At 64.3% G+C, this 23,336-nt stretch carries 17 protein-coding genes; 13 read left to right on the forward strand and 4 right to left on the reverse strand.

Annotation, left to right across the window (positions count from 1 at the left end; translation table 11 throughout):
* Positions 1-20: 20 nt before the first annotated feature.
* Positions 21-344 carry a phosphoribosyl-ATP diphosphatase gene (locus M1D43_RS13295; RefSeq protein WP_003531991.1) on the forward strand — a complete coding sequence of 108 codons (324 nt, stop codon included), beginning with the start codon at positions 21-23 and terminating at the stop codon, positions 342-344.
* Positions 341-1,336, forward strand: coding sequence for a type I pantothenate kinase (coaA, locus tag M1D43_RS13300; RefSeq protein ID WP_003531992.1), 996 nt, complete (start codon positions 341-343; stop codon positions 1,334-1,336). The genes M1D43_RS13295 and coaA overlap by 4 nt, the downstream gene beginning before the upstream one ends.
* Positions 1,337-1,858: 522 nt before the next feature.
* On the opposite strand, the gene M1D43_RS13305 is transcribed toward coaA, so the two are convergent.
* The 4 genes from M1D43_RS13305 to M1D43_RS13320 form a co-directional block, all read right to left on the reverse strand.
* Positions 1,859-2,470, reverse strand: a complete 612-nt coding sequence (locus tag M1D43_RS13305) for an alpha-ketoglutarate-dependent dioxygenase AlkB (RefSeq protein ID WP_028011703.1) — start codon at positions 2,468-2,470, stop codon at positions 1,859-1,861.
* 113 nt (positions 2,471-2,583) lie between these two features.
* Complete coding sequence (lysM, locus tag M1D43_RS13310) at positions 2,584-3,057, reverse strand: peptidoglycan-binding protein LysM (RefSeq protein WP_028011702.1); 474 nt, start codon at positions 3,055-3,057, stop codon at positions 2,584-2,586.
* 85 nt (positions 3,058-3,142) lie between these two features.
* A complete protein-coding gene (gene arfB, locus M1D43_RS13315; RefSeq protein WP_003531995.1) occupies positions 3,143-3,577 on the reverse strand; it encodes an alternative ribosome rescue aminoacyl-tRNA hydrolase ArfB in 435 nt (144 codons plus the stop codon).
* Between the two features lie 102 nt (positions 3,578-3,679).
* Positions 3,680-5,290, reverse strand: coding sequence for a phosphoenolpyruvate carboxykinase (locus tag M1D43_RS13320; protein WP_028011701.1), 1,611 nt, complete (start codon positions 5,288-5,290; stop codon positions 3,680-3,682).
* Positions 5,291-5,631: 341 nt separating this feature from the next.
* Here M1D43_RS13320 and chvI point away from each other — a divergent pair, with 341 nt between their 5' ends.
* From chvI to addA, 11 genes are all read left to right on the forward strand, one after another.
* Positions 5,632-6,354 carry a two-component system response regulator ChvI gene (chvI, locus tag M1D43_RS13325; RefSeq protein ID WP_003531999.1) on the forward strand — a complete coding sequence of 241 codons (723 nt, stop codon included), beginning with the start codon at positions 5,632-5,634 and terminating at the stop codon, positions 6,352-6,354.
* 435 nt (positions 6,355-6,789) lie between these two features.
* Positions 6,790-8,523, forward strand: a complete 1,734-nt coding sequence (gene chvG, locus M1D43_RS13330; protein ID WP_215624655.1) for a sensor histidine kinase — start codon at positions 6,790-6,792, stop codon at positions 8,521-8,523.
* A complete protein-coding gene (locus tag M1D43_RS13335; RefSeq protein ID WP_127597760.1) occupies positions 8,520-8,966 on the forward strand; it encodes an HPr kinase/phosphorylase in 447 nt (148 codons plus the stop codon). Before chvG ends, M1D43_RS13335 begins: the two co-directional genes overlap by 4 nt.
* 280 nt (positions 8,967-9,246) lie before the next feature.
* Positions 9,247-9,648: a PTS sugar transporter subunit IIA gene (locus M1D43_RS13340; RefSeq protein WP_003532013.1), complete on the forward strand. Its 402-nt coding sequence runs from the start codon at positions 9,247-9,249 to the stop codon at positions 9,646-9,648.
* Positions 9,645-9,938: an HPr family phosphocarrier protein gene (locus tag M1D43_RS13345; protein ID WP_013844956.1), complete on the forward strand. Its 294-nt coding sequence runs from the start codon at positions 9,645-9,647 to the stop codon at positions 9,936-9,938. The genes M1D43_RS13340 and M1D43_RS13345 overlap by 4 nt, the downstream gene beginning before the upstream one ends.
* Before the next feature lie 156 nt (positions 9,939-10,094).
* Positions 10,095-11,495, forward strand: a complete 1,401-nt coding sequence (ahcY, locus tag M1D43_RS13350) for an adenosylhomocysteinase (RefSeq protein WP_003532016.1) — start codon at positions 10,095-10,097, stop codon at positions 11,493-11,495.
* A gap of 301 nt (positions 11,496-11,796) precedes the next feature.
* Positions 11,797-14,277, forward strand: a complete 2,481-nt coding sequence (locus M1D43_RS13355; protein ID WP_127597758.1) for a sensor histidine kinase — start codon at positions 11,797-11,799, stop codon at positions 14,275-14,277.
* A gap of 9 nt (positions 14,278-14,286) precedes the next feature.
* Complete coding sequence (locus M1D43_RS13360) at positions 14,287-15,801, forward strand: bifunctional tRNA (adenosine(37)-N6)-threonylcarbamoyltransferase complex ATPase subunit type 1 TsaE/phosphotransferase (protein WP_010968311.1); 1,515 nt, start codon at positions 14,287-14,289, stop codon at positions 15,799-15,801.
* A gap of 6 nt (positions 15,802-15,807) precedes the next feature.
* Positions 15,808-16,539 (forward strand): nucleotidyltransferase family protein, encoded by a 732-nt coding sequence (locus M1D43_RS13365; RefSeq protein ID WP_153314011.1) that lies wholly within the window; start codon positions 15,808-15,810, stop codon positions 16,537-16,539.
* A gap of 1 nt (position 16,540) precedes the next feature.
* The gene (addB, locus tag M1D43_RS13370) at positions 16,541-19,720 is read left to right on the forward strand and encodes a double-strand break repair protein AddB (RefSeq protein WP_318854045.1); all 3,180 of its coding nucleotides are present in this window, start codon (positions 16,541-16,543) and stop codon (positions 19,718-19,720) included.
* Positions 19,710-23,279, forward strand: a complete 3,570-nt coding sequence (gene addA, locus M1D43_RS13375) for a double-strand break repair helicase AddA (RefSeq protein WP_153314014.1) — start codon at positions 19,710-19,712, stop codon at positions 23,277-23,279. Before addB ends, addA begins: the two co-directional genes overlap by 11 nt.
* Positions 23,280-23,336 lie beyond the last annotated feature (57 nt).

The raw sequence follows: 23,336 nt of genomic DNA on the forward strand, positions 1-23,336 counted from the left end.
AAGACCGAAGGGATCCGACAATGACCGACTTCACCCTTTCCGACCTGGAGAAGATCGTGGCGACCCGCGCCCGGGCGGCGCCAGAGGAGTCCTGGACCGCCAAGCTGGTGGCGGCCGGGCAGACGAAGGCTGCCAAGAAGCTCGGCGAGGAGGCGGTGGAAACGGTCATCGCCGCGATCGGCGAGGACCGGAAGAATCTGGTCGATGAGAGTGCCGATCTCCTCTATCATCTTATGGTCGTATTGAATATCGCCGCCGTCCCGTTGCAGGATGTGATGAGCGAACTGGCCAGGCGGACGAGCCAATCCGGCCTGCAGGAAAAAGCGAACCGGCAGAATCCATGAGCATCGCCGCGAAAGACATCGAACCGGCCGACATTCCGGGAAATCTCCAGGGGGGCGAATATTCGCCCTATCACGTCTTCTCCGCGGAGGAATGGTCGCGCTTTCGCGCCGACACGCCGCTGACGCTGACGGCCGACGAGGTGCAGCGCCTGCGCTCTCTCAACGATCCGGTCGATCTCGACGAGGTGCGACGGATCTATCTCTCGCTCTCACGGCTCCTCTCGGCCCATGTGGAGGCGTCGCAGATCCTCTTCAGGCAGCGCACGCGCTTCCTCAGCATGTCGAACGAGACGAAGACGCCCTTCGTCATCGGCGTCGCCGGCTCGGTAGCCGTCGGCAAGTCGACGACCGCGCGCATCCTTGCCGAGCTTCTCGCGCGCTGGCCCTCGAGCCCGAAGGTCGACCTCGTCACCACAGACGGCTTTCTTTATCCGAATGCGGTTCTCCAGCGGGAAAACCTGATGGACCGCAAGGGTTTTCCAGCGAGCTACGATATCGGTGCGCTGCTCAGATTCCTCTCTGCGATCAAGGCGGGCCGGCCGAACGTCAAGGCACCGACCTATTCGCACCTGACCTATGACGTGATCCCCGATCAGTTCCAGGTGATCGACCGGCCGGACATCCTGATTTTCGAAGGGATAAACGTACTGCAGTCGCGCGATCTGCCGGCCGACGGCAAGATCGTGCCGATGGTCTCCGATTTCTTCGACTTTTCGATCTATATCGATGCCGAGGAGAGTCTGATCCACAGCTGGTACGTGAACCGCTTCATGCGACTGCGCGAAACCGCGTTCCAGAACCCGCAGTCCTTCTTCCATCGCTATGCCACGATCAGCGAGGATGCGGCGCGCGCGATCGCCGAGGGCCTCTGGCACAATATCAACCTGAAGAACCTGCATCAGAACATCCTGCCGACGCGGCCGCGCGCCGATCTCATCCTGCAGAAGGGTCCCAACCACCTGACGCAGACGGTGGCGCTCAGGAAGCTCTGAGCGAGGTGATCGTGTTTTGGGAAGACCCCTCCCCAACCCCTCCCCCTTGTGGCCCCTTGTGGGGAGCTACGGCATGCACATATCTCTTGCGCGCCGGTGCGGCGGATACTGCTCATGAAGGGGATCCCTCGGGAACCCAACCGCCTCAACCCCGCTCGGTCGGGATTGCCCCTCAACCGGCTGCCGCCACCTTCTCCCCGCAGGCGGGGAGAAGGGATATGCCGCGCCCGCTCGCTCCCTCGGGCGGGCGGTGAATGCGGGGTTCAGTTGGCGCCGCTTGTCCCTTCTCCCCGCCTGCGGGGAGAAGGTGCCGGCAGGCGGATGAGGGGCGGGTGACCGCTAATGCCAATGTTAGCGCATACGGGTTTGATCCCAAGGACCCATCCGCAAGCCTCGCCACTGCTGGAAATACAGATGCCGCCACTCCAGAGTAAGTCCGCGAAGGGCTGGACAACAGGAGATATGTGCATGCCGTAGTTGTGGGGAGGGGTTGGGGAGGGGCCTTTTGCGGACATCGCGACCTCAAGGATTGACCCGTCGCAGCGTTAGATTGAGCCGGCCGCCGCTTCTCAGGAGCGTCGACGTGTTCGGATAGATGCGGTCGACGCCGTGAAAGGCGAGGCGTCCTTCGCCGCCGAGCACGACGACGTCGCCGCTTTCGAGCCTGAAAGACACGGTCTGTCCGCCGCGCGTGCGGCCGCCGACGCGGAAGAGGCAGTCGTCGCCGAGCGAGATCGAAACGACGGCGGTCTCGAGATCGCGCTCGTCCCGGTCCTGGTGGAGCCCCATGCGTGCCTCTGCCGAGTAGAAATTCACGAGGCAGGCCTCGGGGGACTTGTCGCTTCCGGCCACGGCATTCCAGATGTCCTGCAGCATGCCCGGTATCGGCGGCCACGGCTTGCCGGTGACCGGATGCGTGGCCTGGTAGCGGTAGCCGTGCTCCCGGTCGGTGACCCAGCCGAGCGCGCCGCAATTGGTCATGCGCACGGACATGGGTTTGCCGGTCTTCGGCATTGCGGGCGCGAAGAGCGGAGCCTCCGCCACGACGGCGCGGACGGCCTCGACCAGTTCCTCCTGGCGCGAACGGTCGAGGAAACCGGGAATGTGTCTCACCCCTTTCGGCAGCACAAGCATTGGCGGCATCCTGTCATGCGGTATCGATCGAATCCTCCCGTCAGCAGATCCGGCGGGAGATGACAGGTACATAGCGCTCACCGGGGTCGGGATCGACCCGAAACGGCCTTCGTTCAGCCGGCATCCAGATCCGGGATGCGCAGCACCTGCCCCGGATAGATCTTGTCGGGATGGGTGAGCATGGGCTTATTGGCTTCGAAGATCGCGGTGTGCTTGGCGCCCTTGCCCTTGCCGTAATGCGCCTCGGCGATCTTCCAGAGATTGTCCCCCTTCTTCACTGTGTGGAAGACCGGGGCCTTCGCCTCGGCCGGCGCGGCCGCGCCGTCGGCGACCTTGAGCTCGGATGCCTCGACCTTGGATATGCCGAGCGTATTGCCGACCGCCACGACCGCCTTCTCGAAGGTGGACTGGTCCCGTACGACACCCTTCAGTACGACCTTGTCATCCACGACATCGACCTTGACGTCCTTCGTGCCGAGATCATGGGAAGCGAGCTCCTTTTCGACACTCGCCGCATCCGGCGGCGTGTCGTCGCCGCCAATCCCGAGCTTCTTTCCCGCGTTCTTGATGAAACTGAACAAACCCATGATTGCCTCCTCTTCCGCAGACTATCCAATAAGAGAGGGCGATTGCGGGAAAAAGACAAGAGGAGCGAACACAACTTTCGCGCGCTCAGTCGCCGGCGGGGCGGCCGCGCAGCTTCTTGACTTCGGAACGGCCGGATTTTTCCTTCAGCCGGCGCTCGATCGAACCGCGCGTCGGCTTCGTCTTCCTGCGCGGCGGGGGCGGCGGTTCCGCCGCCTTCAGGATCAGTTCCTTCAGCCGCTCGCGGGCGTCCTCGCGGTTGCGTTCCTGACTGCGGAAGCGATTGGCTTCGATCATCAGGACGCCCTCCTTCGAGGCGCGCCGTCCGGCCAGCTTCAAGGCATTGGCCTTGACGCGCTCCGGCAGGGACGGCGAAGCCTGCACGTCGAAGAAAAGCTGGACGGCCGTCGAGACCTTGTTGACGTTCTGCCCGCCCGGGCCGCCGGCCAGCACGAATTGCTCCGTGAGCTCCCATCCGGCGATCACGATGTTTTCGTTGATGTAAAGCGGTTCGCTTGCCATGGTTCTTCCTCGGCCGTTCTATCGCATGCCTGAAAACCAGCCGCAAATGCAAACCCGGCCGCAGGCAGCCGGGTTTCACGTGAATCATGGCAAGAGACCGGTTTATTCGGCGGCCACCCTCGCGCCCGGGGCTGCGTCGCGCACGCTGCCGTCGACATGGCGCTCGAACTTGGCGAAGTTGGCAATGAACATGTCGACGAGGCGCCGTGCCTGGGTGTCGTAAGCCACGCCATCCGCCCAGGTCGAGCGCGGGTCGAGAATGCCGGCCTCGACGCCCGGTACCGACACCGGCACCGCGAAGCCGAAATTCGCATCCGTACGGAACGAGGCGTTGTTCAGCGAGCCGTCGAGCGCTGCCGAAAGAAGTGCGCGCGTCACCTTGATCGGCATGCGGCTTCCCGTGCCAAAGGCGCCGCCGGTCCAGCCGGTGTTGACGAGCCAGCAGGTGACGCCGTTCCTGGCGATGAGGTCCTTGAGAAGATTGCCGTATTCGGACGGATGGCGCGGCATGAAGGGTGCGCCGAAGCAGGTCGAGAAAGTCGCCTCCGGCTCCGTCACGCCCTTTTCGGTGCCGGCGACCTTGGCGGTGTAGCCGGAGAGGAAGTGATACATGGCCTGTTCCGGCGTCAGCTTGGCGATCGGCGGCAGAACCCCGAAGGCGTCCGCCGTCAGCATGATGATCGTGCGCGGCTGCGGCGCCGTGCCGGTCTTGCTGGCGTTCGGAATGAAGTGCAGCGGATAGGCGCAGCGGGTGTTCTCCGTCAGCGAGCCGTCGTCGAAGTCAGGAAGGCGCCGCTCGTCGAGGACGACGTTCTCCATCACGGTACCGAAGCGGCGCGTCGTCGCAAAGATCTCGGGCTCGGCCGCTTCCGAAAGGCGGATCGCCTTGGCATAGCAGCCGCCTTCGAAATTGAAGACGCCCTTTTCGCTCCAGCCGTGCTCGTCGTCACCGATCAGGGTACGGTTCGGATCGGCGGAGAGCGTCGTCTTGCCGGTGCCCGAGAGGCCGAAGAAGATCGCCGTGTCCCCGGCGGGCCCGACATTGGCCGAGCAGTGCATCGGCATCACCGACTTCTCGGGCAGCAGGTAATTGAGAACGGTGAAAACCGACTTCTTCATCTCGCCCGCATAGGAAGTACCGCCGATCAGCACGAGGCCGTTGGTCAGGTCGCAGGCGATGACCGTCTCGCTGCGGCAGCCGTGGCGTGCGGGATCGGCCTTGAAGCTCGGCAGGTCGATGATCGTGAGCTTCGGCTGAAAAGACGGAAGCGCCTCGCGCTCCGGGCGGATCAACAGATTGCGGATGAACAGCGAGTGCCAGGCGAACTCGGTAACGACGCGCGTCGGCAGCGCGTTCTCCGGGTCGGCACCGCCGACGAGGTCCTGGACATAGAGCGACATGCCCTTTGCATGCGCGAGCATGTCCCGACGAAGAACCTCGAAATGCTCCGGCGAAATCGCGCTGTTGTTGTCCCACCAGATCTGGTCGGCCGTGTTGGCGTCGCGCACGACATACTTGTCCTTGGGCGAGCGGCCCGTGTGCTGGCCGGTGCGGGCGCAAAGCGCGCCATGGGCCGTCAGTTCGGCTTCACCGCGAGCCAGGGCTTCTTCGTAAAGCTGCGCCGCCTCGAAGTTGTAGCGGACGACCGAGAGGTCGGAAAATCCGATCGATTCCAGTCCGATAGAGGGATTGCGGCTGCCGAGCTCATCCATGGTCAAGCTTCCTTCGTGTTTGGCCATTGGCGTTGAATTTCGTCGGAACATACCGGCAAGGCTGACCCAAGACAAGATAGCCAATTCTAAAAGGATAATGAATTCAGTATATTAATCGATTTAAAGAAAAATATGCATTTTTTAATCGGTTGAATCGCAGCTTCCGGAAACCCACCTGCGAGGCCAATTGCGGGGAAACCGGATCAGGTGCTTTTGCGCTTCGCCACAATTTGTTCCACCTTTATACTCAAGTAACGCGGCCGTGACTCGCGGTTGCCGCGATTCTTGCAACGTATCTCGAAGCGTCTCGGCAACCGGGCCTCGAAACGGAGTAGAATAAGATGCAGACCATCGCGCTTGTCGATGACGACCGCAACATCCTGACGTCCGTGTCCATCGCGCTGGAAGCCGAGGGCTACAAGGTCGAAACCTATACGGACGGCGCATCGGCGCTGGAGGGTCTGCTGGCGCGTCCGCCGCAGCTCGCTATCTTCGACATCAAGATGCCCCGCATGGACGGCATGGAGCTGTTGCGGCGGCTGAGACAGAAGTCCGACCTGCCCGTCATCTTTCTGACGTCCAAGGACGAGGAGATCGACGAGCTCTTCGGTCTGAAGATGGGCGCCGACGACTTCATCACCAAGCCCTTCTCACAGCGCCTCCTGGTGGAGCGCGTCAAGGCGATCCTGCGTCGCGCGGCCAACCGGGAGGCCGCGGCCGGGGGCACCGGACCGGCGAAGAATGCCGACACGCCTTCCCGCTCGCTCGAACGGGGACAGCTCGTCATGGACCAGGAGCGGCATACCTGCACCTGGAAGAACGAGTCCGTCACGCTGACCGTCACGGAGTTCCTCATCCTGCACGCACTGGCGCAGCGACCCGGCGTGGTGAAGAGCCGCGACGCGCTGATGGATGCCGCCTACGACGAACAGGTCTATGTGGACGACCGCACGATCGACAGCCACATCAAGCGGCTTCGCAAGAAGTTCAAGATGGTCGACAACGACTTCGACATGATCGAGACGCTCTACGGCGTCGGCTATCGCTTCCGCGAGACGGCCTGAGGGAGCGAGCCGGCGGATTGCGGATCACTCGTGGCCAGCGCCGTTGCGCCCGTGCCCCCCTTGCTGGATCACGATGTTTTTAGGTCGGGTGGACCTAAAAACATGAACGTGATCGACTAAGAAGTTAGCGGGATGCGGGCGGAAAACCGCACACAGTTTTCCTCATCCCGCTCTACTGCATGTTTCCTTTAATCGCATCCGATTAAAGGGCAAAAACATGCAGCAGATCAAAGTGCTACAGTGACCTTTGCGCGTCTAATAAGACGCGCGGCGCTGTAGCGCTTGCGCAGCAGCGCCGGCTGGCGTAGGGCATCGCGGAAACGGGCGAATGCGACAGGCGACGCGGGCAGTAGCGAACGTCGAATCGCGGGAGCGGGAGACTTGGTAGAAGTCTTGCAGGGCGATATCGAAGAAGCGGAAGGACGGGCATCGACGCTGCGCGGGCAGCGGCGATGGGCGCATCCCTTTACGCTGATCCGGCGCCTGTTCGGCAATGCGGTCTTCTCGAGCCTCACGCGGCGCATCGTCTTCTTCAACCTGGTGGCGCTCGTGGTCCTCGTCGGCGGGATCATGTATCTCAACCAGTTCCGGGAAGGTCTGATCGACGCCCGGGTGGAGAGCCTTCTGACGCAGGGCGAGATCATCGCCGGCGCCATCTCGGCCTCCGCCTCGGTGGACACCAATTCGATCACCATCGATCCGGAAAAGCTGCTCGAATTGCAGGCCGGCGAAAGCATCACACCGCTGCCGAGCGACGAAGACCTCGAATTCCCGATCATTCAGGAGCGCGTGGCGCCGGTCTTGAGAAGACTGATCTCGCCGACACGCACGCGCGCGCGCCTCTTCGACGCCGATGCCGACCTGCTGCTCGATTCGCGCCACCTCTATAGCGGCGGACAGGTGCTTCGTTTCGACCTGCCGCCGGTCGATCCGGAAAGTCCGAGCCTCGCCGATGAGTTCGGCACCTGGTTCAACCGGCTGCTGCAGCCGGGCGACCTGCCGCTCTACAAGGAGCCGCCCGGCGGCAACGGCTCGATCTATCCGGAGGTGATGAACGCCCTGACCGGCGTGCGCGGCGCCGTGGTGCGCGTGACCGAGAAGGGCGAGCTGATCGTTTCGGTGGCCGTTCCGGTACAGCGCTTCCGCGCGGTCCTCGGCGTGCTCCTCCTCTCCACCCAGGCCGGCGACATCGACAAGATCGTCCATGCGGAACGGCTGGCGATCATCCGCGTCTTCGGCGTGGCGGCACTGGTCAACGTCATCCTCTCGCTGCTTCTCTCGTCGACGATCGCCAACCCGCTGCGGCGGCTTTCGGCCGCGGCCATCCGCGTGCGCCGCGGCGGCGCCAAGGAACGGGAGGAGATCCCGGACTTCTCATCCCGCCAGGACGAAATCGGCAATCTTTCCGTGGCGCTCCGGGAGATGACGACGGCGCTCTACGACCGCATCGCGGCGATCGAGAATTTCGCCGCCGATGTGAGCCACGAACTCAAGAACCCGCTGACGTCGCTTCGCAGCGCGGTCGAAACCTTGCCGCTCGCGCGCAACGAGGAATCGAAGAAGCGGCTGATGGACGTCATCCAGCACGACGTGCGACGCCTCGACCGGCTGATCAGCGATATCTCCGACGCCTCGCGCCTGGATGCGGAGCTTGCCCGCGCCGACGCGAAGAAGGTCGACCTCGAAAAGCTGCTCGGCGACCTCGTCGAAATCTCACGCCAGATCCGGGGCAGCAAGAAACCGGTGCTGCTCGACTTCGTCGTCGACCGCAAGGACAATCCGCGCGCAAGCTTCATCGTCAGCGGCTACGAGCTGCGCATCGGCCAGATCATCACGAACCTGATCGAAAACGCCCGCTCCTTCGTCCCCGAGCAGAACGGCCGCATCGTCGTCCGGCTGACCCGGTCGCGATCGAGGTGCATCGTCTATGTCGAAGACAACGGCCCGGGCATCCAGGCGGAGGACATCGACCGTATCTTCGAGCGCTTCTACACAGACCGGCCGGAAGGCGAGGACTTCGGCCAGAACTCGGGACTCGGCCTTTCGATCTCGCGCCAGATCGCCGAGGCGCATGGCGGAACGCTCAGGGCCGAGAACATCGCCGGCAAGGACGGCCGCATCAGCGGCGCCCGCTTCGTTCTCTCACTGCCCGCCGGACCGCACCCGTGAATGCGCCCTTCGTCAATGTCCACGGGACCGCGATCGTTCTCGGCACGACCGGGCTGCTGATCACAGGGCCTTCCGGCTCGGGCAAGTCGGCGCTCGCGCTTTCCTGTCTTTCGGAAGTGAGGCACCGGGGCCGCTTCGCCGCGCTCGTCGCGGACGACCGCGTCGATCTGACGCTCGAGAACGGGCGCATCGTCGCGCGCTGCCCTGCCGCCATTCGCGGGCTCATCGAAATCCGCGGATCCGGAATCGCGGAAGTCGATACCGTCTCCGCCTGTGTTCTCGATTGGGCGATCATGCCGGTCAGGGCGCCCTTCGATCCGCGTCTGCCGCCGGAGGAGGAGTTGCAGCTCGAGATCGGGCGAAGTCTGCCGCTGTTGCGCCTCCCCGTTGAAGGGCCGCTGTCCCCGGTCGATGCGCTCGCCGCGCTTCTGCCCCAAATCTAGAGCGGGATGAGGAAAAGTGTTTGCGGTTTTCCGCCCGCATCCCGCGTCTCAACTTCTAGGAATCGATCACATTCATGTTTTTAGGTCGACCCCGACCTAAAAACATCTTGATCTAGGACTTTAGCCTTATCGGAAGGCAGTGCGGCTGCTTTTTCGGCATTTTTGGCTTGCACTTCGCCTTTTCCTTGCCAAGATGGCGCCCCCAACAGGTGGACGAAATTGCTGCATTGCGATATCTGGCCATCAACGAGTTGCATATGCAGTTGGAGCAAAGATACCCATGATCGGACTTGTGCTTGTCACTCATGGCAAGCTGGCGGATGAGTTTCGGCATGCTTTGGAGCATGTCGTCGGTCCGCAAAAAGCTATCGAGACCGTCTGCATAGGCCCCGAGGACGACATGGATCAGCGGCGTCAGGATATCCTCGATGCCGTCGAAAAGGCCAATGAAGGCGACGGCGTCATCATCCTGACGGACATGTTCGGCGGCACCCCCTCCAATCTCGCCATTTCCGTGATGCGCGGCGGCAGCGTCGAGGTCATCGCCGGCGTCAACCTGCCGATGCTGATCAAGCTCGCAGGCGTGCGCGGTGAAAGCGACATGGACAAGGCGCTGGTGGAAGCCTCCGAGGCGGGGCGCAAATACATCAACGTCGCCAGCCGGGTTCTGAGTGGAAAATGATGGACCACCGCCCCGACACGGCTCTGACGCGCGAACTGCTCATCGTCAACAAACGCGGCCTGCATGCGCGTGCCTCTGCGAAATTCGTGCAGACCGTCGAGACCTTCGACGCGGAGATCACCGTCTCCAAGGACGGCATGACCGTCGGCGGGACCTCGATCATGGGGCTGATGATGCTGGCGGCGAGCACCGGCTGCTCGGTCTTCGTCACCGCCAGCGGCGCTCAGGCCGAAGAAGCGCTCAACGCGCTGGATAGGCTGGTGCGCGACAGGTTCGGCGAAGAGATGTGACCGATATAAACATATAAAGACCTCTTTATATGTCGGTTGCCCTTCACGGGGTTTCCTGATAGACCGAAGGCACGCTGCCCGCGATCGCGGGAGGCACTGTCATGCCGCCAAACGGCCATGTGGCCGCGCGGCCCTAGGATCAGCCTGGAGAACTTCATGAGCGCAACTCAGGACTATATCGTCGCCGACATCGGGCTTGCCGACTTCGGCCGCAAGGAAATCGCCATCGCCGAAACGGAAATGCCGGGCCTGATGGCCTGCCGTGAGGAGTTCGGCGCATCGAAGCCGCTGAAGGGCGCCCGCATCACCGGCTCGCTCCACATGACCATCCAGACCGCCGTGCTGATCGAGACGCTGGTTGCTCTCGGCGCCGAGGTCCGTTGGGCGTCGTGCAACATCTTCTCGACCCAGGATCACGCTGCCGCCGCCATTGCCGCGAGCGGCGTACCCGTCTTCGCCGTCAAGGGCGAGACGCTCGAGGAATACTGGACCTACACCGACAAGATCTTCCAATGGGCCGATGGCGGCGTCTCGAACATGATTCTCGACGACGGCGGCGACGCGACCATGTACATCCTGCTCGGCGCCCGCGCCGAGGCCGGCGAGAACATTCTGACGAATCCGGGCTCCGAAGAGGAAGAGATCCTTTTCGCGCAGATCAAGAAGCGCCTCGCCGCGACACCCGGCTGGTTCACCAGGCAGCGTGACGCGATCAAGGGCGTGACCGAAGAGACGACGACGGGCGTCAACCGCCTCTACCAGCTCCAGGCCAAGGGCCTGCTGCCCTTCCCGGCGATCAACGTCAACGACAGCGTCACCAAGTCGAAGTTCGACAACAAGTACGGCTGCAAGGAATCGCTCGTCGACGGCATCCGCCGCGGCACCGATGTGATGATGGCCGGCAAGGTCGCGGTGGTCTGCGGCTACGGCGACGTCGGCAAGGGCTCGGCGGCCTCGCTCAGCGGCGCCGGCGCACGCGTCAAGGTCACGGAAGTCGACCCGATCTGCGCCCTCCAGGCGGCCATGGACGGCTATGAAGTCGTCCAGCTCGAAGACGTGGTATCCTCCGCCGACATCTTCATCACCACCACCGGCAACAAGGACGTCATCCGCATCGAGCACATGCGCGCGATGAAGGACATGGCGATCGTCGGCAATATCGGCCATTTCGACAACGAGATTCAGGTCTCGGCGCTTCGGAACCTGAAGTGGACGAACGTCAAGCCGCAGGTCGACCTGATCGAGTTCCCGAAGGGCAACCGCATCATCCTGCTTTCGGAAGGCCGCCTGCTCAACCTCGGCAACGCCACCGGGCATCCGTCCTTCGTCATGTCGGCATCCTTCTCCAACCAGGTTCTGGCGCAGATCGAGCTCTTCACCAAGGGCGAGCAGTACAAGAACGAAGTTTACGTGCTGCCGAAGCAGCTCGACGAGAAGGTGGCGCGCCTGCATCTTGCCAAGCTCGGCGCCAAGCTGACCGAGCTCTCGGAGGAACAGGCCTCCTATATCGGCGTCAAGCAGCAGGGTCCGTTCAAGGCCGAACACTACCGGTACTAATCCTTACCCGGGCAATCCACAACATCTTGTGGCCGCGATCTTGACAAGAGATCGCGGCCGCTTTTTTGGGCCTCGCACTTTCAGCCGAATCGTCAAAGAAGTATGTTTAGCTTATCGATTCGTTATGCCAGCGCGGTCTTTCCGGGCTGGCGCGGTCGAAATGGGATGTCTTGTCGGACAGGCGGCAAACAGACGGAGACAGACCGGAGATGCAATCGGAACTGACAGGAGCCTTTGAACGGGCTCCGGCGCGCGGGGGCGCAAGGTCGCCGGCACTTTCCGGACGAACGGGGACGGCGCCGTGAAAACACATGAAACCATGTCTTCTGCAGGACGGCTGGGGGCGCCGAGACTGATCAAGCGGCTCCTTGCAGGAACGGTACTGCTTGCGGCAAGCGATGCCGCAGCCCAGGCCACCGATCCCGGCAGAAGCATATTCGGCACCTCCGAGGTCGTGACGTTCTCCGTCCTGATCGGCGTTATTTCCGCCGCCATGATTTCGGCGATCTGGCTCATCCGCCAGCGCGGCAACATCGAGGCCGAGAACCGCGAGCTTCGTTCCAATCTATCCGACGCGAACCAGCGCATTTCCCGCTTCCAGGCTCTCATTGCCGACAAGAACAGGCGCATCGTGATCTGGGACGGGCTAGCGGAGCGCCCCGAATTCCTCGGTCAGCTTCCGGCCGAAACCGGCGCGCCGCAGGACGACCGGGACTTTCTCGCCTTCGGCCGCTGGATCAAGCCACAATCGGCAGGCCAGCTCGAAAAGGCGATCGAGGCCTTGCGTGCCCAGGCGCAGAGCTTCGATCTCGTACTCGAAACCCAGCGCAACGAGGTACTCGAGGCCCAGGGCCGGGTATCCGGCGGGCGGGCCTTCGTGCGCTTCATCGCGCTCAACAATCTCAGGGCCGAACTCGCCGAGCTGAAGCTCGAGCGCGACCAGCTGCATTCTTCGCTTTCGACGTTCCGCACGCTGCTCGACGCGGTCGATCTTCCCGCGTGGCAGCGCGGAGGAGACGGCAGGCTCGAATGGGTCAATGCGGCCTATGCCAATGCGGTCGAAACCCAGAGCGCGAGCACGGCCGTCGCCGAAGAGCGCGAGCTGCTTGCGACCACGGCCCGCGAGCGTATCCGGGCGGTCTCGACGCTCCAGACGCCTTTCCGCGACAAGGTTTCGACGGTGGTCAGGGGCAACCGGACGTTCTTCGACGTCGTGGACGCCCGCACGCCCGCCGGCTCCGCCGGAATCGCAATCGACGTCTCCGGCATCGAGGCGGTGCGCGAGGAGCTGGCGCGGACGCTCAAGAGCCATGCCGAGACGCTCGAACACCTGGCAACGCCGGTGGCAATCTTCGACGGCAATCAGCGGCTGCAGTTCTACAATCAGGCCTTCCAGCGGCTTTGGGATCTCGACATGGGATTCCTCGAGCGCAAGCCCGACAACGGCGAGGTGCTCGATCGGCTGCGTGCCGGCGGCAAGCTGCCGGAGCAGCTCAACTGGAAGCAATGGAAGACGAGTGCGCTCTCCGTCTATCAGGCGATCGATACGCAGTCCGATCTCTGGCACCTGCCGAACGGCCAGACGCTCCGCGTTTTCGCCACCGCGCGGCCGCAGGGCGGCGCCACCTGGGTGTTCGAGAACCTGACGGAACGGGTCGATCTCGAAACGCGCTACAACACGCTGGTCCAGGTCCAGGGCGAAACGATCGACCATCTCGCCGAGGGCGTCGCCGTTTTCGGCCCCGACGGCCGCATCCGGCTCTCCAACCCGGCCTTCCGGGCGATCTGGGGCATCAGCGAGACCGAGGCGCAGCCGGGCACCCATATCCGCGCGATCGAGCAGGCTTGCCTCGCCTCCTACGACCAGCCCGACGGCTGGAAGCGCTTCGCCCATATCATCACCAGCTTCGACGACGAGCGGCCGTCGAGCCGCGGCATTCTGGAGCTGCGCACCGGCCTCATCCTCGACTACGCGGTCATTCCGCTGCCCAATGCCCAGACGATGCTGACCTTCGTCAACATCACCGACAGCGTCCGCGTCGAGCGCGCACTCACCGAGAAGAACGAGGCGCTGCGCAAGGCGGATGCGCTGAAGAACGATTTCGTGCACCACGTCTCCTACGAGCTGCGCTCGCCGCTGACCAACATCATCGGTTTTGCCGACCTTCTGAAAACGCCGGTCTTCGGCGAGCTCAACGAGCGCCAGGCCGAATATGTCGACCACATCGCCACCTCCTCGTCGCTGCTTCTCACGATCGTCAACGACATCCTCGATCTTGCAACCGTCGATGCCGGCATCGTCGAGCTCGAACTCTCGGAGGTGAATCTCATCGACCTGATCGACGATGTGACGCAGCAGATGGGCGACCGGCTGGTCGAGAGCGGCGTGTCGCTTCGAACCGATGCACCCGACAATCTCGGCCGCATCACCGCGGACCAGCAGCGGCTGAAGCAGATCTTCATAAAGCTTCTCACCAATGCGGCGAATTTCGCGCCGGACGGGAGCACGATCGAGCTCAAATGCTGGCGCGAGGGGAGCGACTTCGCCTTCTCCGTCACCGACACCGGACCGGGCATCCCGCAGGACGTTCTCAACACCGTGTTCAACCGCTTCGAAAGCTACGGCCAGCGCGGCGGCGCGGGTCTGGGCCTGTCCATTGTGGAGAGCTTCGTCAGCCTTCACCACGGCAATGTTTCGATCCGCAGCAAGGAGGGTGAAGGTACGGCAGTAACCTGCCGCATTCCCTCCGCCGAAGCGCCGAAGGTCATCGCGGCGGAATAGATGAACTAAATGAAATCTCTCGAACGTCTGCTGAAGGACGAGGCCGCCACCATCGAATTCGGCGAAGATCTCGCATTGGCGCTGAAGGCCGGCGAATGCGTCGCGCTCTCGGGCGATCTCGGCGCGGGAAAGTCGACCTTCGCAAGAGCCTTCATCCGGGCAATGGCCGACGACGAGACGCTCGAGGTGCCGAGCCCAACCTTCACCCTGGTTCAAAGCTACGACCTCAGGATCCCGGTCGCTCATTTCGATCTCTACCGGCTCGCGGACGCATCCGAGCTTGACGAGCTCGGTTTCGACGAGGCGCTCGCCGACGGCATCTGTCTCGTCGAATGGCCGGAGAAGGCCGAGGAGGCACTTCCGGCCGACCGGATCACGCTCACCTTCTCGCATGAAGACGACGGGCGGCGCATTCACCTGACGGCTCCGGACGCGGCTTTCGAACGGATCACCCGCTCGCTTGCCATTCGCAAGTTCCTTATCGATGCAGCCCATCCCTACGCCCGTCGGCGCCACCTGAGCGGCGATGCTTCGATCAGGGCCTATGAACGCATCGACACCCAGGATGGTGCGCCGGCGAAGATTCTCATGGATGCGCCGAGACACAAGCCGGGACCTATCCTCCAGGACGGAAAGTATTACCAGCAGCTCGCCCATATCGCCGAGGACGTCGTCCCATTCGTCGCGATCTCGCAACTCCTGCGCAAACGCGGTTTCGCCGCACCGGCGATCTACGCGCGCGACCTCGACCAGGGTCTGCTGCTCATCGAAAATCTTGGATCCGAAGGCATCCTCGACACCGATGGCCGCCCCGTCGCGGAGCGCTACATCGAAGGCGCGCGGCTTCTCGCCCGGCTGCATGCCCAGCCCGCGGAGCGCGACATCGCGGTCGCTGAAGGGGTCGTGCACAGCATCCCCGATTTCGACCGGACGGCGATCAGGATCGAAACCAGTCTGCTCGTCGACTGGTATCTCCCGTGGAAACGGGGGCGGCCTGCCTCGGACGATGAGCGGCGGGAATACTTCGCCGTATGGGATGGACTGATCGACGTTCTCGCCTCCGCGGAGAAGAACCTTCTTCTGCGCGATTTCCACTCGCCGAACATTCTCTGGCGTCAGGACCGCGCCGGCTTCGACCGCATCGGCATCATCGACTTCCAGGACGCGATGATCGGGCCGACGGCCTATGACGTGGCCTCGCTGGTGCAGGATGCGCGCGTGACGATCGAGCCCGATCTCGCCAAGCGGATGATGACTGCCTACATCTCCGAGCGCCGGGAGTTGGGTCCCTTCGACGAGGCGACCTTCCGGCGCGACTGGCATCTGATGGCCGCTCAGCGCAACTGCAAGCTCGCCGGCATTTGGGTGCGGCTAAAGGAGCGCGACGGCAAGCCCGGCTACATGAAGCACATGCCGCGCACCTTTGCCTATCTCGAGCATGCGCTCTCCCATCAGGTGCTGACACCCTTGCGCGAATGGTGCATTAAGGCTGGAATCCTCGCTCCCGAATCAGCGAACCGTTAGGATACGATGCCCATCACCAATGCCATGGTGCTTGCGGCCGGACTGGGCACCCGCCTGCGGCCGGTCACCGACACGCTGCCGAAGCCGCTGGTCAGGATAGCCGGCAAGCCGATGATCGACTATGTGCTGGATCTGCTCGCCGCCGCGGGTGTGACCAGGGCCGTTGTGAACGTCCATCATTTCGCCGGCCAGATGGAGGAGCACCTCGGCCGGCGGGAGGTGCCGCATATCCTGATTTCGGACGAGCGGGACGCGCTGATGAATTCCGGCGGCGGGCTCGCGAAGGGCCTGAAACTGCTCGATGGCGGGCCCGTCCTCGTGATGAATGCCGACCTCTTCTGGATCGGCGAAAAACCGCGGCAACCGTGCAACCTGAAAAAGCTTGCCGAGTTCTTCGATCCGGAGCGCATGGACATGGCGCTGCTCTGCGTGCGTCTCGAGGACACGACCGGGCACAACGGCAAACGGGATTTCTCGCTATCGGAAGACGGCCGGCTCACGCGTTATGAAGAAGGCATGGAAAATCCCGTCGTCTATGCCGGCGCGATCGCCATGGACGCAGCGCTGCTTGCCGATGCGCCGGACGAGGCGTTCAACCTCAACATCTATTTCGACCGGGCGATCGCCCGGGGACGCCTTTTCGGCCTGATGCTCGAAGGGCACTGGATCACCGTCGGCTCGCCGGAAGCCATAGCGGAGGCCGAGGCTGCGATCCGCCGCTTCCGGCCGGAGGGATGAGGTGCCCGGACATCCGAACGTCTTCACGATTCCAGCTGGCCTGCCCTTTCTGAGGACGGTCGCGGAAAGGCTCTGCAATGGCGAGCTGACCCCTGGCTTCCGCTACGATCCGGCGCAGCCGCTGGCACCGGCCGGTGTTACGATCTTCGTGCCGACCCGGCGCTCCGCCCGCGTGCTGCGTTCGGAATTCGTCGATCTGCTCGGCGGCCGTTCGGCGATCCTGCCGATGATCCGGGCGCTCGGCGAGACCGACGACGACAGCGGCTTCTTCGACGCCGAGGTGCCGGCGATCCTCGACCTCGCGCCGCCGCTTTCGGGAACGGCACGGCTCATCGAACTCGGCCGCCTCATTCTCGCCTGGCGAAACCGCCTGCCGCAGGTGGTCCTCGACATCCACGCGGAAAGCCCGCTGATCGCTCCGGCAAGCCCTGCCGACGCCATCTGGCTCGCGCGGAACCTCGCCGAACTCATCGATGCGATCGAGACCGAGGAACTCGACTGGGATGCCCTCGACGGGCTCGACGGGGGCGAACATGCGCTCTGGTGGCAACTGACGCTCGCCTTCCTCAAGATCGCCCGCACCTATTGGCCGGAGCGGCTGGCCGAACTCAAGCACTCCTCGCCCGCACGCCACCGCAATGCAGTGCTGAAGGCCGAGACCCAGCGTATCGCCGCCGGCAAAGTGAGCGGACCGATCATCATCGCCGGTTCGACCGGTTCGATCCCGGCGACGGCCGCACTGATCGCCGCGGTCAAGACGCTGCCGAACGGTACGATCGTGCTCCCCGGCCTCGACGGATCGATGAGCGATGCGGAGTGGCGGCTGATCGCGGGAGAGACGTCCGGCTCCGGCACTTCTGCAAGGAACCCGGCAAGCCGCACCCACCCGCAATATGGATTTCATCGTCTGCTCAAGCGCATGGGCATCGAACGCGGGGACGTGCCCGCCCTTGCGAGCGCTGCCGATGATCTCGACTATCGCAGCGCGGTCCTTTCGCGGGCGCTGTTGCCGGCCGACGCGACTGACGTCTGGATGGAGGCCCGCCGGAGCTTCGATGCGGAAAGACTCCTCTCCGCCTTTGCGGATGTGGCGCTGATCGAAGCGGCCAACGAACGCGAAGAGGCAACCGCCATCGCGATCGCGCTTCGGCTCGCGCTCGAAGCCGACGAGGAGAGCCAGGCGGCGCTCATCACCCCCGATCGAGGCCTTGCGCGTCGGGTCGGCACCGAGCTTGCCCGCTTCGGTATAGAGGCGGACGATTCCGCCGGCATTCCGCTCTCGGCGACGCCGGCGGGCGCACTTGCCCGGCTGCTGCTGGAGGCAACGCTCAGGCCCGACGACCCGGTCGCCCTGGTCGCACTCCTCAAGCATCCGCTGGCGCGCTTCGGCCAGACGGCGGACGATGCGCGCCGAGCTGCGGACGTGCTGGAGCTCGCGGCCCTGCGCGGCGGCACCGATGCGGCCGACATTTCGGCCTTGGAAGCGGTCCTCGACAAGGCGCTCGACAGGCAGAAGACCGACCGGCACCCGCCGCCCTGGAGAACGGGTATCGGCCCGGACGATATCGCCATGGCGCGCGCACTCGCACGCCGGATAGCCTCGGCGGTCGGCCCCCTGTCCAGCACTCTCTCTGCCGATCCGCAAACCGGCCGTCACCGCTCGACCGTGCTGCCCCTTTCGAATTGGGCGGAGCGTACGGGGCGCGCTCTGGAGGCGGCCGCGATCGACGAGCAAGGCAATCTCGGCGCCCTCTGGGCTTCGGAAGCCGGCGAAATATTGGCGACGCTCCTCAGGGGCATCATCGAAACCGATGGCCAGATGGAGGCCGACGGGCCGCAATGGTGCGACATTCTCGAGGCGCTTGCCGCAAGTGAAGCCGTCAAGCCGCGGTCGATGCGCCATCCCCGCGTCTTCATTTTCGGAGCGCTCGAATCGCGCCTGCAAAGCGTGGACCTCGTGGTGCTCGGCGGCATGAACGAGGGCACCTGGCCCGGGCAGACGTCGAACGATCCGTTCCTTTCGCGAACGATGAAGGCGGGTATCGGTCTGGAGCCGCCGGAGCGGCGCATCGGCCAGCTCGCGCATGACTTCCAGATGGCCTGCGGCACCCGCCGGCTGATCCTTTCGCGCTCCATGCGTCAGGGATCCGCGCCGACGGTGGCTTCCCGATGGCTGCAGCGCCTTCAGGCGCTCGGCGGCGAGAGGCTGACGGCGCTGCTCAAGGCAAATGGCGCCGACTATCTCCACTGGATGCGCATTCTCGACCAAGGCGAGCGTCAGCCGTTGTCGGAGCGGCCGGAACCGAAGCCTCCCGCGGAGCTGCAGCCCCGAAAATATTCCTTCAGCGAAGTGACGCGGCTGCGCCGCGATCCCTATGCCGTCTACGCGAGGCGCATTCTCCGGCTGGAACCGATCCAACCGTTCAACCGCGATCCGGGTGCGGCCGAACGCGGCCTGCTCTATCACCGGATCGTCGATCGATTCGTGAAGGGCGGCTTCGACCCGGCGGCGCGCGAGGGCGAGGAAGCGATGATCCGGCTCACCGACGAGGCCTTCGACGAGGAGAAACTGCCTGCGCATATCGACACCATCTGGCGGCCACGCTTCCAGGCGGTCGGAAGGGCGTTCCTCGAATGGGAACGGGAGCGCCGGCACGGCATTGTGAAATCGTTCACCGAGGTACCGGCGGCGATGGATCTCGGCATCGGCGATATCCGGCTGACCGGCATCGCCGATCGGCTGGATCGCCTGGCGGACGGAACGATCGACATCATCGACTACAAGACCGGATCGAGCCCCTCGCCCAAAGAGGCACGGGCGCTTCTCGACCCGCAGCTGGCGCTCGAGGCGGCGGCGCTCAGGGCCGGGGCATTCCATGTGATCGGGCCGGCTCAGCCGCACTCGCTGCGCTATGTCCGGCTGAAGCCGGGGAGCCGATTTGCCGTCGACACTGTCAACAACGAGGGCGCCCGTTCGAAGGAGACGAAATCCACCGGACAACTGGCGGACGAGTCGCTCGCCGAGCTCCGCAAGCTGCTTTCCGCGCTTATGAGCGGCAAGTTCGGCTTCGCCTCGCGCCTGATCGTTCAGAAACAACGCGACTACGGCGGGGAATACGATCATCTGGCGCGCGTCGCCGAATGGGCGACCGCAGATGGCGAGGACGACGATGAGGAGTGATGCGACAGGCCCGGAGGAGAGAAGCCCCGAGGGGTGGCTCGACTGGACGACGCAACGGCAGGCGCTCGCCTCCGATCCCGCGCGTTCCGCCTGGGTTTCCGCCAATGCCGGCTCCGGCAAGACGCATGTGCTCACGCAGCGCGTCATCCGGCTTCTGCTTGCGGGTTGCCGGCCGTCCGCCATCCTCTGCCTGACCTACACGAAGGCGGCCGCCTCCGAGATGTCGAACCGCGTGTTCGAGAAACTCGCCGAATGGGCGACCCTCGACGATACCACGCTGGAAAAGCGCATCGAGGCGATCGAAGGCAAGCGGCCGCCCACGGCCAAGATCCAGGAGGCCCGCCGGCTGTTCGCGCGCGCCCTGGAAACCCCGGGCGGGCTGAAAATCCAGACGATTCATGCCTTCTGCGAGGCGCTTCTGCACCAGTTCCCGCTCGAGGCCAATGTCGCAGGGCATTTCTCCGTTCTCGACGACCGCGCAGCGGCGGTGCTGCTCGCCGATGCCCGCAGGGCTCTCTTGACCGCCACGGCAGCAGCGAGCGACGGGGAACTGGCGGAGGCCTTCGCCACGGTCCTCGATCTTGCCGACGATACCGGGCTTGAAAAACTGCTTGCGGCGATCGTCGCCAACCGGGCGCCGATCCAGGCCTTTCTCGACCACGCCTCCGGACGCGGCGGTATGGAAGCGCATCTGCGGGCAGCGCTCGGCCTCGAACCCGGCGAGACCGCCGGGACGGTCATGGCCGCGGTCTGGCCGCTGGCGGGGCTAAATGGCCCGGCACTCGATGACTATATCGACCTTGGATTGCGCCTCGGCGGCGCGAAGCCCTCTGCCATCGCAGACGGCTTGCGGGCCGTCCGCGCGATCGAGGACGCCGCCACCCGCTATGCCAAACTTGTGGAACTCTTCTTCAACGGCGGCGGCAAGCCGAAGGCGGAATCGGCCTTTCTGAACGCCGCCATGCGCCGTGCAGCGCCGCAGCTCGAACTCAGGGTCGAAGAGGCGCGCAGCCATATGCTCGCCTGCGTGGACCGCCTGAGCATCGTCCAGATGTACGGGGCGACCCGCGCCGCCCTCATTCTCGCCGAGAGGCTCAACCGCGACTACGAAGCGCTCAAGAAGGCACGCAGCCAGCTCGATTTCGAGGATCTCATCAACCGCACGGCGGCACTGCTTGCCCGAAGCGACGTCGGTGCCTGGGTGCACTACAAGCTGGATCAGGGGATCGACCATATCCTCGTCGACGAGGCGCAGGATACGAGTCCCGCGCAGTGGACGATCATCCAGTCGCTCGCGGCGGATTTCTTTGCCGGCGAAACGGCGCGTGCGGACGACCGCACGATCTTCGCCGTCGGCGACGAGAAGCAGTCGATCTATTCCTTCCAGGGAGCCCGGCCGGAGCGCTTTTCGCGTGAGAGCACGTTGACGGAGCGGCGGGTGCGCGCGGGCAACAAGCACTTCAGCCCCATCCGCCTGCAGCTTTCCTTCCGCTCGACGGTGGACGTGCTCTCCGCCGTCGATACGGTCTTTGCAAATTCCGGGAATGCGAGAGGCCTGAGCGCCCGGAGCGAGGCGATCGTGCATGCCTCGAACAGGATCGGCCAGCCCGGTGCCGTCGACCTCTGGGATGTGATCGCGCCCGAGCCGGCGGCTTCGGAAGAGGATTGGACCGCTCCTTTCGACGCGACGCCCGAGCGCGCGCCGGTCAACATCCTCGCCCGGCGCATTGCAGCGGTCCTCGAAGATTGGATCGGCCGGGAGACGGTGATCGAAAAAGGCGTGCGCCGAGCGATGCGGCCCGGCGACGTCATCGTGCTGGTCCGCAAACGCGACGCCTTCGTCAACGCCCTGACGCGCGCCCTCAAGCGGCGGGGCAATATCCCGGTCGCCGGCGCGGACCGCCTGGTTCTGACCAGCCATATCGCCGTGCAGGACCTGATCGCGCTCGGCCGGTTCGTGCTTCTGCCCGAGGACGACCTGTCGCTCGCGGCACTGCTGAAGAGCCCGCTCCTCGATCTTGGCGAGGAGGATGTCTTCGAACTCGCCGCCCGGCGGACCGAGGGCAAAAGTCTCTGGCGGCGGCTGCGGCAGGCGGGCGCGGAGGAGACGAGCCGTTATCATGAAGCGGTCCGCACGCTTTCGCGCTATTCCGGCCTGGCGCGGGAACTGCTGCCGCACGATTTCTATGCCCGTGTCCTGGGCGCCGATGGCGGACGGCGTGCCTTCCTGGCGCGCCTCGGCAGCGAAGTCAGTGATATTCTCGACGAATTCCTCACCTTCGCTCTCGATCATGAAAGGAACGGTCTGCCGGGCCTGCAGGCTTTCATCTCGACGCTGGAGATCGAAGCGCCGACGGTCAAGCGCGAACAGGACAAGGAACGCGACGAGGTCCGCGTGATGACCGTACATGCCGCAAAGGGCCTCGAGGCGCCGGTCGTCTTCCTGGTCGACGGCGGCGGCGAGGCCTTCGTTCGCCAGCAGGTCTCGGACCTGCGCTTCCTGGAGAAAGCGCAGGCCGATCATTCCACGCTCACGGTCCCGGTCTGGCGCGCGCCGGGCTCGGCGCCGAACTCGCTCATCGCCGCCGACAACGAGCGGCTGAAGAAGCTCGCCGAGGAGGAATACCGCCGGCTCCTCTATGTCGGCATGACGCGCGCAGCCGACCGCCTGATCGTCTGCGGCTATCGCGGGCAGCGCCAGAACACCGACACCTGGCATTCGATGGTGCAGGGGACGCTGGCACAGGACCTCAAAGGCCGCGGAACGCCGAGGCTTTTCCGCGCCGGAAGCGAGGAGTGGCAGGGGATAGCCTGGCGCGAAGCGCATGTGCCGCGCGACCTCCCGACATCCGAAGGCCGCTCCGAAGAATCGCAACGGCCGACAGCCGGCCTGCCGACGGCGCTTTTCACGCCTCCGGCCGCGCCGCGGCGGCTGCCCCGGCCTCTTGCCCCGTCCGGAACGACCATCGCAATCGACGATCCCGACGCCGAAGCGATCGTCGGCTCGGCCCTCTTCGCCGGCAAGAGCGCGCCGAAATTCTCGATGCTGCGCGGCGCGATCCTGCACCGGTTGCTGCAGGTTCTTCCGTCGGTCGACCCCCGCGAACGTCTGGCCGCGGCGGAGCGCTATCTCGCCCGCTCCGTGCCACGCTGGCCCGAAGCCGAACGGCGCGCACTCGCCGGAACCGTGATGGACGTGCTCGACCATGCGGATCTGCAACCGCTTTTCGGCGAGCACAGCCGGGCGGAGGTCTCCGTGATGGGGACCCTGAAGCTTGGGGTCCGCGATTTCGCCGTATCGGGACGGATCGACCGTCTGGCCGTCACCGGCGACATGGTGACGATCGCCGATTACAAGACCAACCGCGAAATCCCTGAGACGCCCGAAGAGATAGCGCCGGTCTACAGAAATCAGCTTGCGATCTATCGCGAACTCCTGAAACCTCTTTACCCCGGCAAGCGTTTCCGATGCGTGCTGATCTTCACGGAAGGGCCCGCGATCCGGGTGCTTCCCGAGCCGATGCTGGACAGGAGTCTTGAAGAGCTCGCGACAAAGTGAGATACACGATATTGAAAATCCGGTGGCGATGCCTCACATGAGACACAACATCTGGAC

The sequence above is a fragment of the Ensifer sp. R1-3 genome (assembly GCF_056739175.1).

What these genes read in the sequence shown, in the direction of transcription:
- M1D43_RS13295 (WP_003531991.1), top strand. Translation starts at nt 21, where the DNA reads ATGACCGACTTCACCCTTTCCGACCTGGAGAAGATCGTGGCGACCCGC.
- coaA (WP_003531992.1), top strand. Translation starts at nt 341, where the DNA reads ATGAGCATCGCCGCGAAAGACATCGAACCGGCCGACATTCCGGGAAAT.
- M1D43_RS13305 (WP_028011703.1), bottom strand. Translation starts at nt 2,470, where the DNA reads ATGCTTGTGCTGCCGAAAGGGGTGAGACACATTCCCGGTTTCCTCGAC.
- lysM (WP_028011702.1), bottom strand. Translation starts at nt 3,057, where the DNA reads ATGGGTTTGTTCAGTTTCATCAAGAACGCGGGAAAGAAGCTCGGGATT.
- arfB (WP_003531995.1), bottom strand. Translation starts at nt 3,577, where the DNA reads ATGGCAAGCGAACCGCTTTACATCAACGAAAACATCGTGATCGCCGGA.
- M1D43_RS13320 (WP_028011701.1), bottom strand. Translation starts at nt 5,290, where the DNA reads ATGGATGAGCTCGGCAGCCGCAATCCCTCTATCGGACTGGAATCGATC.
- chvI (WP_003531999.1), top strand. Translation starts at nt 5,632, where the DNA reads ATGCAGACCATCGCGCTTGTCGATGACGACCGCAACATCCTGACGTCC.
- M1D43_RS13340 (WP_003532013.1), top strand. Translation starts at nt 9,247, where the DNA reads ATGATCGGACTTGTGCTTGTCACTCATGGCAAGCTGGCGGATGAGTTT.
- M1D43_RS13345 (WP_013844956.1), top strand. Translation starts at nt 9,645, where the DNA reads ATGATGGACCACCGCCCCGACACGGCTCTGACGCGCGAACTGCTCATC.
- ahcY (WP_003532016.1), top strand. Translation starts at nt 10,095, where the DNA reads ATGAGCGCAACTCAGGACTATATCGTCGCCGACATCGGGCTTGCCGAC.
- M1D43_RS13360 (WP_010968311.1), top strand. Translation starts at nt 14,287, where the DNA reads ATGAAATCTCTCGAACGTCTGCTGAAGGACGAGGCCGCCACCATCGAA.
- M1D43_RS13365 (WP_153314011.1), top strand. Translation starts at nt 15,808, where the DNA reads ATGCCCATCACCAATGCCATGGTGCTTGCGGCCGGACTGGGCACCCGC.
- addA (WP_153314014.1), top strand. Translation starts at nt 19,710, where the DNA reads ATGAGGAGTGATGCGACAGGCCCGGAGGAGAGAAGCCCCGAGGGGTGG.